The sequence below is a fragment of the Niameybacter massiliensis genome (assembly GCF_001282685.1).
GTDB classification, from domain to species: Bacteria; Bacillota; Clostridia; order Lachnospirales; family Cellulosilyticaceae; genus Holtiella; species Holtiella tumoricola.
In genome coordinates, this window is record NZ_LN875031.1 from 5,001 (window position 1) to 18,361 (window position 13,361).

General features: G+C 31.8%; 12 protein-coding genes, 5 tRNA genes and 2 rRNA genes (1 of these 19 only partly in view). 5 read left to right on the top strand and 14 right to left on the bottom strand.

Translation table 11 applies throughout. The features are described 5' to 3' along the window. The 3 genes in view from BN2390_RS00985 to BN2390_RS00995 are tightly spaced (at most 44 nt apart) and all read right to left on the bottom strand, a layout consistent with a single transcriptional unit that may run on beyond the window. Positions 1-1,506: the 5' portion of an aryl-sulfate sulfotransferase gene (locus BN2390_RS00985; RefSeq protein WP_053982500.1), read on the bottom strand. The gene continues 369 nt to the left of window position 1, outside the view; 1,506 of the gene's 1,875 nt are visible here — the first part of the coding sequence; it begins with the start codon at positions 1,504-1,506; its stop codon lies off the left edge, out of view. A gap of 38 nt (positions 1,507-1,544) precedes the next feature. Continuing rightward, positions 1,545-1,850: a thioredoxin domain-containing protein gene (locus BN2390_RS00990; RefSeq protein WP_053982501.1), complete on the bottom strand. Its 306-nt coding sequence runs from the start codon at positions 1,848-1,850 to the stop codon at positions 1,545-1,547. Positions 1,851-1,894: 44 nt separating this feature from the next. Further along, positions 1,895-2,812, bottom strand: a complete 918-nt coding sequence (locus BN2390_RS00995) for an NAD(P)/FAD-dependent oxidoreductase (protein WP_053982502.1) — start codon at positions 2,810-2,812, stop codon at positions 1,895-1,897. A gap of 326 nt (positions 2,813-3,138) precedes the next feature. Here BN2390_RS00995 and BN2390_RS01000 point away from each other — a divergent pair, with 326 nt between their 5' ends. Both BN2390_RS01000 and BN2390_RS01005 read left to right on the top strand, forming a co-directional pair. Beyond that, the gene (locus BN2390_RS01000) at positions 3,139-3,807 is read left to right on the top strand and encodes a Crp/Fnr family transcriptional regulator (protein ID WP_053982503.1); all 669 of its coding nucleotides are present in this window, start codon (positions 3,139-3,141) and stop codon (positions 3,805-3,807) included. A gap of 241 nt (positions 3,808-4,048) precedes the next feature. Then, positions 4,049-5,500, top strand: coding sequence for an SLC13 family permease (locus tag BN2390_RS01005; RefSeq protein ID WP_053982504.1), 1,452 nt, complete (start codon positions 4,049-4,051; stop codon positions 5,498-5,500). A gap of 140 nt (positions 5,501-5,640) precedes the next feature. On the opposite strand, the gene BN2390_RS01010 is transcribed toward BN2390_RS01005, so the two are convergent. The 4 genes from BN2390_RS01010 to BN2390_RS01025 form a co-directional block, all read right to left on the bottom strand. Beyond that, positions 5,641-5,726 (bottom strand) — tRNA-Ser (locus tag BN2390_RS01010). Positions 5,727-5,871: 145 nt separating this feature from the next. Continuing rightward, positions 5,872-5,955, bottom strand: a tRNA-Leu gene (locus BN2390_RS01015). Between the two features lie 7 nt (positions 5,956-5,962). Next, a tRNA-Asp gene (locus BN2390_RS01020) sits at positions 5,963-6,036 on the bottom strand. A 54-nt stretch (positions 6,037-6,090) separates the two neighbouring features. Beyond that, positions 6,091-6,984: a LysR family transcriptional regulator gene (locus tag BN2390_RS01025; protein ID WP_053982505.1), complete on the bottom strand. Its 894-nt coding sequence runs from the start codon at positions 6,982-6,984 to the stop codon at positions 6,091-6,093. A gap of 224 nt (positions 6,985-7,208) precedes the next feature. Between BN2390_RS01025 and BN2390_RS01030 the strand changes: the two genes are divergently transcribed. After that, positions 7,209-8,264 carry an HD-GYP domain-containing protein gene (locus BN2390_RS01030; protein ID WP_053982506.1) on the top strand — a complete coding sequence of 352 codons (1,056 nt, stop codon included), beginning with the start codon at positions 7,209-7,211 and terminating at the stop codon, positions 8,262-8,264. Between the two features lie 47 nt (positions 8,265-8,311). Here the strand turns inward: BN2390_RS01030 and BN2390_RS01035 are convergent, their stop codons facing one another. From BN2390_RS01035 to BN2390_RS01050, 4 genes are all read right to left on the bottom strand, one after another. Beyond that, positions 8,312-9,259, bottom strand: coding sequence for a DUF4097 family beta strand repeat-containing protein (locus BN2390_RS01035; RefSeq protein ID WP_053982507.1), 948 nt, complete (start codon positions 9,257-9,259; stop codon positions 8,312-8,314). Between the two features lie 4 nt (positions 9,260-9,263). Next, complete coding sequence (locus BN2390_RS01040; protein WP_053982508.1) at positions 9,264-9,917, bottom strand: permease prefix domain 1-containing protein; 654 nt, start codon at positions 9,915-9,917, stop codon at positions 9,264-9,266. Next, positions 9,910-10,251, bottom strand: coding sequence for a PadR family transcriptional regulator (locus BN2390_RS01045; RefSeq protein ID WP_053982509.1), 342 nt, complete (start codon positions 10,249-10,251; stop codon positions 9,910-9,912). The genes BN2390_RS01040 and BN2390_RS01045 overlap by 8 nt, the downstream gene beginning before the upstream one ends. 196 nt (positions 10,252-10,447) lie before the next feature. Next, positions 10,448-10,521 (bottom strand) — tRNA-Arg (locus BN2390_RS01050). Between the two features lie 145 nt (positions 10,522-10,666). Here BN2390_RS01050 and BN2390_RS01055 point away from each other — a divergent pair. Then, a complete protein-coding gene (locus BN2390_RS01055) occupies positions 10,667-11,983 on the top strand; it encodes a putative DNA modification/repair radical SAM protein (protein WP_053982510.1) in 1,317 nt (438 codons plus the stop codon). Positions 11,984-12,010: 27 nt separating this feature from the next. Next, the gene (locus tag BN2390_RS01060; RefSeq protein ID WP_053982511.1) at positions 12,011-12,757 is read left to right on the top strand and encodes a TIGR03915 family putative DNA repair protein; all 747 of its coding nucleotides are present in this window, start codon (positions 12,011-12,013) and stop codon (positions 12,755-12,757) included. Positions 12,758-12,936: 179 nt separating this feature from the next. On the opposite strand, the gene BN2390_RS01065 is transcribed toward BN2390_RS01060, so the two are convergent. From BN2390_RS01065 to BN2390_RS01075, 3 genes are all read right to left on the bottom strand, one after another. Then, positions 12,937-13,020 (bottom strand) — tRNA-Leu (locus BN2390_RS01065). A gap of 9 nt (positions 13,021-13,029) precedes the next feature. Next, a 5S ribosomal RNA gene (gene rrf / locus BN2390_RS01070) occupies positions 13,030-13,147 on the bottom strand. 68 nt (positions 13,148-13,215) lie between these two features. Next, positions 13,216-13,361: ribosomal RNA gene (locus BN2390_RS01075) — 23S ribosomal RNA — on the bottom strand; the annotation flags it as partial.

A 13,361-nucleotide genomic window follows, 5' to 3' on the forward strand; every position in this document is an offset into this window, starting at 1 on the left:
TAATTCACCTTTACCCATTACAAGGTTTTGACCTTCATGGTAGAATTTTAATTTTTCAGCTCTGTAGTAGTTAGCTGTAGTATGCATTTCATATTTAAGTACATCATCTTCAACTTCTACAGTAATTGTTTGGAGTTTTGTTTTTGGATCTTTTGTATCAAGGAATGCTGGTAACACTTGTGTTGGTTTTGCATCATAGTAACCAATACCACCTGAATGAACAAGGTAATGACCATCTCTGTAGTATTCTACATTACAGATATATGGTGAGAAGAATTGTGCTCCTCTTTCTTTACCAAATTGCCAGATTTGTTCAATAGTCATATCTTCTGTATTAATTCTATATCTTACGCCACGTGAATAGCTATCTTTTGATAAAAGATATTTTTCTGGATCTTTTGATCCCCAGTGACCGTTATCAAACATCATAACATCACCATCTGGTAATACAACACATGCATGTTGTTCATATTGCCAGTCAAATTCTTTACCTTCTACTGGTTTGAAGAAGTATTTATCTACCATTTCTTGTGGCCAGCCTTCTGGGTCACCAATAATCCAGTTAAGATCACCTGTTTCATAATCTAAATTGATTACGATATCTTGATGTCTACCTGATAATGTAAGAGAGTTTGTTCTCTTATCATACCAAACGGCATTGTTATGGAACCAGTCATGATCTGACCAGCTACCTGATTTACCAACATTTTGTGGAAGAACTTTTTTGTAATCCCATTTTTTAAGGATTTCACCTGTATTACGATCTACAAGTACACACATATCTTCTGCTGTTGCAGCACCTGGTTCTTGTGTAAGAATAAGAAGGTTACCATCTTCCATTTCAAATTGATCATGGTGATATCCACCTGGAACGCGGAATTCTTTGTAGATTTTACCACAAAGAGCCATTTCACAGATACCTACCATATAGTATGGTTGTGCAATGAAACGATTTGAACCGATTAAAACATTACCATTTTTAAGACGTTTCATATCAAAAATAAAAGGCTCTGTCATGTACCAACGGCAATCACCATTGTAATCATAACCTGCTGCATAGTCTAAACCTGCAGGAGTTGTGAACATGATATTATCTTGCATATATTCACTTGTTGTATTGATATATGTGCATCTACCAATGTTATCTTGGATTGGAGCTGTTTGAATTTTAACTTCTGATTCTACACCATTTGATAATTTGATTTCTACAGTATTTTCATAATCTCCATATAAGCCAAATACAGGAAGTCTATGTTCTTTAGCTTTTGGGAAAGTATGTGTAATATTTCCTGCTTCTTCTTTACCTTTAATTGTAAGTGTTACTTCAACTTCTTCTTCAGTATCAAACATAATTACTGCTGTAAGAGGACATACAATATAAGGATTTAATTTAACATATGGGTTTTCTACTGTGTGATTACCATTTTTAAATGCTTCCAACATTTCTTGTTCAGATCTATGTTGTAATGTAATAAGATGTTCTGTATTTTTTAATTGTACTGACATGTTCTTTCCTCCCTTTAAATAGTTATTGATTTTCTATATTAAGCTTCTAATAATTGTTTTAAAGCTGGTTTTTGTTGTAAACCTTTTAAACGATTTACTTCTTCACCATCTTGTAATACAAGGATAGTTGGGTATGATGCTACGTCATATTTTTCTACAACTTCTTTATTTTGATCAAAATCTACTTTTAAGATTACTGAGTCTGGAAGATCTTTTTCTAAATCTGCTAATACGAATCCTAACATTTTACATGGTCCACATGTTTTTGAGTAAACATCTACTAATACTTTTCCTGATTTTGATAACTCATTAAATTCTTCAAAACTTGTAATTTCTTTAATCATTTTATTTTCTCCTTTGGAAATGTTATTTATCTATTATGTCCTGCTTAAATTGTTTTTACATATTTTGATGCTACTTGAGCTGCAATCGCGCCATCTGCACAAGCAGTAACAACTTGTCTAAGTTCTTTTGTTACTACATCTCCTGCACCGTAGATACCTGGTACGTTTGTTTCCATTTGGCTATTTACCATAACATAACCTTGTTCATTTAAAATTCCTAATGACTTAAATGCATCTGTTGATGGTTTAAGTCCAATATATTCAAATACGCCATCACAAAGTAATTCTAGTTCTTCATCTGTTTTTGTTGATTTAATGCGTACACCTTTTAATTTTTCATCACCTGTGAAGCCTTCAATGTTATGATACTCATAAATTGTAACATTATCTTTTTCTCTTAATTCATCACATGTGATTGGATCTGCTGTTAAGTCAAATAAAGTAACTACTTTTACTGAATTCGCAAGACTTGCTAAATAAACAGCTTCTTCTACGGCTGAGTTTCCTCCTCCGATTACTACTACATCTTTACCTCTGTAGTATGCACCATCACAAATAGCACACCAGCTAATATTTTCACCTGCATAGCGATCTTCATTTTCTACCCCTAATCTTCTTGGAATAGTTCCTGTTGCAATAACTACACTCTTAGCTTCAAAGATTTTATCTTCTTCCTCGCAAGTAATAATTTTTACGTTGCCTTCTTCTTTGATTTCTTTTACTGTTCCATAGTCAAATGCTACGCTTAATTCTTGTGTATGTTCGAACATTTTATATGCAAGTTCTGCACCATTAATTGTTCCTACACCTGTGTAATTTTGAATTTCGTGAGTGTTGATAATTTGTCCACCTGGAGCAAGCTTTTCTAATAATAATACACTCATATTTGCTCTTGCTGCGTAAATTGCTGCTGTCATACCAGCTGGTCCTGCACCTATAATAATTACGTCATATAATGCCACAACAGTTCCCTCCCATAATTTCATTACTTTATAGATAAATTTTTAACAATTAACTTCAAATTTTTTTATCGCTTATTACTACACTAGTATAACATTCTCTAAATTTTATAAAAATAACCCAGGTTACGTTTTATAAAATTTAAGTATATTTATAATTTCTCTTGTTATCCTAATCTATTATACGGGCATGGCTTTTACAATTTATCTATATCTATTTATTTTTTCATATGCTATAATTAGCTAATAAAATCATATATTTTAATTACAAATTCAAAGTATCTATTTAACGAGATATCTTATTATATACTTATTAGGAGGAATGCATCTTGACACCTACTGATACTACTTATTTTGATGAATTCTGTAAGGCTGGTAAATTTAGAATTGCTAAAAAAGGTGAGTGCCTGTATAACTTAGACTTTGCTAGTGATTACGTTTATTGTCTAGAAGATGGTCTTTGCGCTTTACTAAGTATTACTAAATCAGGCGAAGAAAAAATCTATCATTATTTTGCTGCTGGTAGCATTATTAACTTTACCCCTGCATATTTAACGCTTCCCCCTGATGCTAATACAAGTGCATTTTATATGTACGCTAAAACCGACTGTAGGCTTTACGAAATCCCATATTCTAACTTTTATCAACTTTTAAGTGATAATCCTACTTTAAATCGTTATATAATGTCATTATTTGCAAATTATTTTTCAGATGTATTAAATCATTTTCACTTTATGCAAGAATCTAGTACGCCAAGTCGATTATGTAAAACACTTCTAGATTTTAGCCGCCCTTCACATGGACGTAATATAGTTGATAAACATTTTAATTATGTAGAACTTGCCAAATATTTAGGAGTACACACTGTAACCGTTTCACGCATTATGCGCTCTCTTAAACAAGAGGGTGCTATAGAAAAAGATGGACATAGTATTATTATTAGAGATCGTAGTCTCTTAGAAGATTATATTCATGAAAAGAAAATGCTCACATATTAAATAAAAAGAGTAGAAAATATTATAGATATAATATTTTCTACTCTTTTTATTTAATTAAACCTATTTTATATTTTTAATTTAACGTATTTATAGAATGAAAAGTTTAACATACTTTATGATTTTTTTATATTAAGTAACATACGTTATTTTTTTCACACTATCAAGTATGTTATAATTTTAACATACTTGATAGTAAACTTAAATTTAAACTAAAAATATGAGCAAGAAGGAGATTCCACTTATGAATAGCAGCGAAAAACGTGCTAATTACAGCTATCTTATTAATACTTTAATAGGTATATCACTTATGATTTTATTTAGATTTATACCAGCTCCTGAACCTATCACTCCATTAGGAATGGAAATAATAGGTATATTTATTGGGGTAATTTATCTTTGGACATTTGTTGATTCTATTTGGCCTAGTTTACTAGGAATATTCTTACTAGGATCTAGCAGTTTTGCCCCTATGAATCAAGTCTTAATGAATTTTTTAGGTGATTCAACAGTTGTTCAGCTCTTCTTTATGATGGTTCTTATCGGAGCTGTTGTACAATCAGGACTTACAAATTATATTGGTAGATGGTTCTTAACACGTAAAGTAATCAATGGAAAACCTTGGATGTTCTCTTTTATGGTTTTACTAGGAGTTTTTGCATTAGCAGCAACTTCATCTGCGTTCACACCAATCTTCCTTTTCTGGCCAATTCTATATGGTATTTTTAAAGAACTAGGCTATAAACCAAAAGATAAATATCCTACATTAATGCTTATCTCAGTAGTTGTTGTAGCCTTAATGGGATTTGGTACAGCACCATTTAAAGATGGTCCTGTAATCCTTCTTAATAACTATACCTCACTTACTGGTATAGAAATTAGCTTCGCTTCATTTATTGGTTTAACTATACCTTTATCTTTATTATCTATTGGACTTCTTATAGTATTAATGAAGTTTGTCCTTAAGCCAGACATATCTTTACTCAAAGATGTAAGTGTGGAGATGTTTAACAAAAATCCTCTTCCACCATTAAATGTAAAACATAAAATCATTGCTACAACTTTTATTGTATATATCTTATTTATGATACTTCCAGGTATTTTACCTGCAGATTTACCAATTAGAGCATTCTTCAACGATAATAAATTTGGATTTGCATTAGTCATGGTTTGTATATTATGTGCAATTAAAATTGATGGTAAATTCTTAGCTGATTATCAAAATATTAGTAGTCACCATATTCAATGGAGTACTATTTTCTTAATAGGTGCTGCACTTACTATCGGTAATGCTTTAACCTCTGAAGGTACAGGCGTAACACCATTCTTAAAAAATCTATTAGCACCAGTGTTTGAAGGAACAGGAGAATTTACTTTTATCGTACTTATTCTTGTACTAGGTTTAGTACTTACTAACTTCTGTAATAGTGTTGTTGTAGGAATTATCTTCCTTCCTATTATTTCAGCTTTTACTCAAACTATGGGAGTTGCTACAGAACCTATCGTTTCAATATTTATCTTTATGGTTCTATTCGGAGCAATTACACCAGCTGCTTCACCATTTGCTGCTATTATGCATGGTAACAAAGAATGGTTAGACACAAAAGATATTTATAAATATACTACTATCATGAGTATTCTCATGCTTGCTACTGTAATTATTATAGGTATTCCATTATCTAAAATTATGTTTTAATAAATAAAAGCGACTTAGAAATCTAAGTCGCTTTTTCTATATCTTTTTCTCTTCTACACTATTATTCATAGATCAACATATAATCAACAAGCTAGTTTATATAACAAAAAAGCGTACAGCTTACGCCGTACGCTTTGAAGCGGAGAGGGTGGGATTCGAACCCACGGCCCCTTTCGGAGTCACTGGTTTTCAAGACCAGCTCCTTAAACCGCTCGGACACCTCTCCAAATTTGTTATGTCAATTACTCTCTTATAATAACACCATATTTGTCATATGTAAAGCCTTTTTTTAAAAAAACTTAAGTTTTTTTGAGGTTTTTTAAGAGATTATTAAAAAATAAAAAACTACAACATAAGTTGTAGTTTTTTTATGCCCAAGACCGGAATCGAACCGGTACGAGGGTAAGCTCGCAGGATTTTAAGTCCTGTGCGTCTGCCAGTTCCGCCACTTGGGCATATAAGCGACCCAGAAGGGACTCGAACCCTCGACCTCCGCCGTGACAGGGCGGCGTGCTAACCAACTGTACCACTGGGCCATCGCTATTTCATAAGTATTATACTATAGCTATTGACTTATGTAAATACTTATTTTATTTTTCCAAACCCGTTTCCAATATCTTTAGAAATTCTGAAGATGCAGGTGATAATGGCACTGTTTTTAAAAAACAACATCCTATACTTCTTCTAGGAATAGGATTCATTAATCTTATTTCATAAATTCCTTTTTGCTCTAAATACTCCTTAGAGAATTCTTTAATTACACAAGATATACCTAGATTAATCCTTGCAAATTCTAATAATAAGTCATGTGAACCTAGTTCAATTTCTGGATTGAGCCTTACTCCTTCTTTTTCCATATGTTTCTCTACATATTGTCTAGAATTAGATTTATTCTCTAAAAATATTAAGGGTAACTTTGAAAGTTCTTCTAATGCTATAGGATTCTTACTTAATTTTTTATAAGCTTCTCCTCCTACAAATATATCATGTATATAAAAATACTCTCGTACTTCTAGTGCAGTATCTTCTATCGGAAGGTTACATACTGCCAAGTCAATTTCGCCTACCTTTAATAATTCACATTGCTCGATTGTAGTTCTATTAATAATTTTCAACTTAATATTTGGATATTGCTCATGAAATTTTTCTAAATAGGGTAGTAAGAAAAATCTTGAAATTGTGTCTCCTACACCTATCTTTAGTTCTCCTACAACTAAATCTAAAGATTCTTTGATTTTTTGTTCTCCAACATCTATAAGGTTTAATGCAGTATGTATATACTCATATAGTGTACTTCCCTCATTCGTTAATACTACACCTCTTGCACCTCTTCTGAATAAGCAAATATCTAGTTCTTTTTCTAGTTGCATTATTGTTTGACTAACTGCTGGTTGAGTCATATAAAGCTTTTTAGCTGCGCCTGAAAAGCTTTTACATTCTGCTACTTTACAAAATACTTTATAGTAGTCTAATTTCGTATTCATAGTTTCCTCTTTATTTTAGTATTTACTAATCCTTATTTATATCATATTCTCTTTTCAAGTCTAATTCAATATACCTTTTAGATACTCCATATAGGTTTTGTCGCTTTTTATATTAATATGTACATATTTGTACACAAAGCTACGTTTTTAATATATAATCTATTTATACAACCGTTATAACATAAAGCTTGGAGGGAGGATATTCCTATTAGGAAAATTGACTTATGAGATTAGTTAATATTGAAACACTTAAAGGTGGCGAGATTATAGGACAAGACATTGTTACCAGTGAAGGTGGCATATTACTACGTTCTCAATCAAGATTTAAGCTAGCATATAAAAATCGCCTATTAGAACGTTATATCTATCAAATATATATTGATGATGAAATTTCTAAAGGTATTATTCCAAATGAAGTTATCCCTCATAATGTTAGAATGCGCCTTAATCAGCATCTAGATAGTCAGTTTAGAAAGATAGAAAAATTAATGACTATCAATTTAAATGATATTGCCCCTATCACTTCTTCTATTATGAATGAACTCTCTCACAAAGATGTTATTTTAGATATCCTTGATCTACAACATAATGACGATTATACCTATTCTCATTGTGTCAATGTCTCCATCATTGCCTGTGCTTTAGCAAAAAAAATGGGCTTTAATCAAGATGATATTAATAAAATAGTTACCGGCGCCTTATTACATGATATTGGTAAAATAATCATTCCTAAGGATATCTTAAATAAACCAGGTAAACTTACGCCTGATGAACTAAAAGTTATGCAAAGCCATCCTCAACTAGGATACGATATTATAAAAAATGATGCTTATTTAAGCCCTATTTCTAAAGTTATTATTTTATGCCATCATGAACGCGAGGATGGAAGAGGCTATCCTTTACAAAAAGGTAAAGATTTATATGTAGGTGCTAAACTAGTAGCTGTAGCTGACGTATTTGATGCCCTTGTATCTACTAGACCCTATCGTACAGGCTTCCCTATAAGTCGTGCTTTATCTATACTTAAGCAAGAGGAACTAAATGAATCTGTTATCGGTACCTTAGAACATATTGTTGCATCTTATCCTGTTGGCTGTACTGTAAGGTTAAATAATAATTGCGTTGCACTTGTAGAACAAAACTTTGCTGATGACTTATGCAGACCATTATTAAGAGTTATTTATAATCTACAAACTAGGACCCGTGAAAATTATAAATGTGATTTAAGAACTTCCCCTAACTTAGAGATTGTTGAAAAGCTTCCTAATTTTATGCAATAAGGTTATGAACCTGTATAGGTTCATAACCTTATTGTTATAATTACTATTTATTTCTTTTCTATATCTATATCTCCAGATGTAGTTCTAAGTGTTATTTTTGATGAGCCTGTTTTATACTCTCCAGCATCTAGATTAAAGTCACTTTTAAGGTCTCCACTTATTGTAGAGTACTTTAATTTAAATCCATCATTTTCTGGGATTTTTATTCTGATATCTCCTGATACACTAGAACTTGTAATCTCCTCAAACATCTCCTCTAATTCTATCTCTACTTTACCACTTGTTGTATTAATCTTAAAATAATTTCCCAACCCTTGAAATTTTACATCTCCACTAGTTGTAGAAGCATCTATAAATTTTACTTTATTATCTCTTAATTTGATTCCTCCACTTGTTGTATTGATGTCAATTTTATTACTCTTTACCTCATCTAATTTAATATCGCCACTAACTGTTTCTAAAATTACTTCATTTTCTATATCCATTAAATTCATTTCAATATCCCCTGAAGTGGAACCACACTCTATTTGTGAAAGATTTATTCCATCTAAACAAATTGTGCCCGATACAGTTTTAACTCTTAATTCATTTTCATATTCTAAAGGAATATAAATAACTATACTCTCTCTTCTATTAAAACTACTAAACATATTGAATACATGATTTACATTAGGCTTTTGTATACTAATATTATTACCTGTTCTATTAACCTCTAACTTATCAGACTCTTTTAAGTTATACGAGGCATTTTGTACTATCTTCAACTCTTTTCCTTCACTTGTGACAAACTGTATATCCTCACTTACTAATCTTACTGTAATATCTTTTATATCACTTACTGATTCACTATACTCTATAGTACTACCACTTGTAAAACTAGCCATTTCTTCATGATTAAATTCTCTATATAAAGCAAAGATAAATACGCTTAATAAAAAGATAATAATACAGCTCCATGCTGCAATTTGTATACTAACAAGTGTTTTTTTATTCATCTTCTTACTCCTTTAGCTCAAATAATAAGTCTATGACTTTATTAATAGCTGCTGCAATAATGAAGATGACCCATGAATATGCCCATATATCTAGCATAAAGCTCATAAGAAGATATATGCCTACTACTAATAACCAAAAAATTGCTTGAATCGCTTCTTTAATATTTTCTTTTTTCCTTTGTTCAGCTGTTAAACTTTCTTTTCTTTTACTTTCTGCATATTCATCTTTTAAGTTCTCTGGCTTACTTACATTATCATATACTAATAAGCCTGTTGCTCCTGCTACTATTATTAGTAATACAACAACACCTAATACAGGCATATTAAAAATAGATAATGCAATTAACATAGCTGGACTAATAATATATAGCATTATGGCTATACTCCTTATAAGTGCACTTTCTTTACGGCGCTTTTCAATATCCTTAGTTGTAATAATGACTGCTGTCTCATCTAATCCACTTAAAAGTTCTCTAATATCCCCAATGCTTGAAGTTACAATAATAAATGCTTCTTCTTTACTCTTCCCTTCAATAAGTAAATCTTCATATCGATCATTTAAATTAATTAACATTTCCTCTTTTAATTCTCTTGCATACGCTGAGTCTGATACTTGTGCAAAAAGCTGGTCAATATAATCTTTTAATTTTCTATTCATTTAAATCTCCCACCTTTACTAATTGATCTATTAATCTTTTAGCTTCTTCCCATTCAGCTAAATTTTGTTCAAATAGTGCCTTCCCCAGGTGTGTAATCTTGTAGTATCTGCGTCGTGCGCCTGTTGTTTGGTCCCCCCAATATGAATTAATAAATCCGCCAGACTCTAGTCTTCTAAATGCTGAATATAAAGTTGCTTCCTTCAACTCATATGTTTGATTCGTTTTTTCTTGTATAGCTTTATTAATTTCATAACCATAGCTATCTTTTTCAAAAAGGTGCGCTAGTATAATCGTTTCCGTATGTCCCCTTATAAGATCAGATGCAATAGACATTTTATCCTCCTTCATGCTATTTCAAATAATAAAAATTTATTCTGAATATTCCTCTTATATATTATTCTTATATACCTCATCTGTCAATGTATATTTCTAAATAATATATATTTTTATAACAAAATTACACTATATAATCTAGTTTTTATTTAAATACAAAAAAGGCTTACAAGCTAATGCTTGTAAGCCTTTTATACGTATCCACAGGGATTCGAACCCCGGACCCACGCCTTAGAAGGGCGTTGCTCTATCCAGCTGAGCTATGGATACAAATCTTTATTACTTAGATATTTTAACATGTGATTTGACTTATGTAAAGGTTTTCTCTTTAAAAACTTTAATTATATTTTCTATTTTATTTATTATGTCTATACATGCGAACATTTGTTCTGTATAATATATTTAGGTGATTAATATGGATATAAAAACAAAATTAGAAATTCTATCTGATGCAGCAAAATATGATGTTTCCTGCTCTTCCTCTGGTTCTAATAGGAAAGCCCAAAAGGGTGATCTAGGTTCAAGTAGCTCTAGTGGCATTTGTCATTCCTTTACTCCTGATGGAAGATGCATATCATTACTTAAAATTTTACTTACTAATTATTGCATCTATGATTGTGCCTACTGTATTAACAGACAATCTAATGATATCCCACGAGCTGCTTTTACTGTAGATGAAGTTGTTGAGTTAACTATTAACTTTTATCGACGTAATTATATTGAAGGACTTTTCTTAAGTTCTGCTATTATACAAAACCCTAATCATACGATGGAACTATTAACTAATGTACTTCGTAAATTACGTGAAGACTATCAATTTAGAGGCTACATTCATGTTAAAGCTATCCCTGGTGCTGATGAATCACTTATAAGGCAATGTGGACTTTATGCTGATCGTATGAGTATTAATATTGAACTACCTTCTTCACAATCTCTAAAGCTTTTGGCTCCTAATAAAGCCGCTCATGATATTCTTAAACCAATGAATATGATCCAAAATAATATTATTGAGAATAAAGAAAATAGAAGGCATTTTAAGCATTCTCCCCTTTTTGTTCCAGGTGGGCAGAGTACTCAACTTATAGTAGGGGCTTCTCCTGAAAGCGATCTCAAAATCATGCAACTTAGTGAAGGGCTTTATAACAAATATGACCTAAAAAGAGTGTATTATTCTGCTTATGTACCTGTAAATAAAGGAAGCCTTCTCCCTATTATTAAGTCGCCCCCTGTCATGCGCGAACATCGTCTCTATCAAGGAGATTGGCTATTGCGTTTTTATGGGTTTAAAGTTGATGAACTTTTAGATCTCTCAAATCCTAATTTTGATATTAACTTTGATCCAAAAACTTCTTGGGCTCTTAGACATATGAATGAATTCCCTATAGAAATAAATACTGCCCCTTTTGAAATGCTTATTCGTGTCCCTGGTATAGGGATTACAGGTGCAAAAAAAATTATGAGTAGCCGTAGATTAGGACCATTATCATTTGAAGATTTAAAAAAGCTACGTATAACATTGAAACGTGCCCAATACTTTATTTTATGTAGCGGTAAATATAATGGAAATGTTACTTATGATGATGATAAAATTCGTAGAGCTATGAAACCTGAACTAGATTTAAATCTAATAGAACAGCCTCATCAACAATTAAGTTTATTTGATTCAATAAATCCTACATCTCATTTATTGCTTTTAGATGATTTGCCAAGTGCATTAACAGGAGAACTTTAATTTTATATTTTTATGAAGGAGCTTAGAATGAAAGAATTTATATACGATGGAAGTTTTGAAGGTCTCTTAACTTGCTTTTTTTATACCTACTCAGAAAAAGATTCATTGCATATTACACGTACACAACTCTATACCCCTAATTTATTATTTGAGCCTATTTCCATTACTACAGAACTTGATAAGTTTGAACGGGTTTACTCTAGTATTCAAACTAAACTTTCCTATTCTGTACTCAAAAATATTTACTATCTCTACTTAAGTGAATGGGATAATTGTGACCTTCTAGCATTAAAATATTTAAAGCTGTGTTACCAATATGGTACAAGTATCAATTTAGCTAAACATAATGATATTATTGTTTCTGTAGACAGCCTTGTACGTAAAGTCTCTCATGAATGTCATCGTTTCACTGGATTTGTAAGATTCTCTGAAATAGGCCCATTATGTTTTTATGCTCAAATAGAACCTGACCATCATATTCTTCCTTTACTTGAACAACATTTTACTTCTAGATTTTCCGATCAGAACTTTATCATTCATGATTTAAAAAGAAAAACTGCACTTATCTATGACCAATCTAGTTCTTACCTAAAAACTTTAACTGAACAAGAAAATACCTTACTCGGTTCTTATCAAATTAATGATAATTTCGAACTTCTTTTTAAAGCATTTTATGATAGTGTTACAATTCCTGAAAGAGCAAATCCAAGGTTACAGAAAAATTTTGTTCCAACTCGCTATTGGAAGCATCTTAATGAGATGTCTACCTTATAATATGAAATTAGCTTATTACAATAATTTTTATTTTATATAACGAAAAAGAGGATTTGAATTCAATTCAAATCCTCTTTTTCGTGTGTTAATAAGATTACTCTAGCCCCAGAGTTTAATCTCGTAATAAGATTACATAAAAAAAGCTTATACCTTGTGTATATGTTAGGTATAAGCTTTGATGCCCGAGACCGGAATCGAACCGGTACGAGGGTTAGCTCGCAGGATTTTAAGTCCTGTGCGTCTGCCAGTTCCGCCACTCGGGCATATTGAAAATTTGGCAGCCACCTACTCTCCCGGTCCGTCTCCAGACAAGTACCATCGGCCGACTAGGTCTTAACCTACGTGTTCGGTATGGGAACGGGTGTGTCCCCTAGTCGCATCGCCACCAAAAATATTTGAGTATTCTTTTTTATTATACTCTCAAAAACAAATACTGCAATCAATTAACCTATTTTTTTTAGGTCAAACCCTCGAACCGTTAGTATTGGTCAGCTACACATGTTACCATGCTTACACCTCCAACCTATCTACCTCGTAGTCTACAAGGGGTCTTACTCCATTTCTGGATGGGAAGTCTTATCTTGAGGTCTGTTTCACGCTTAGA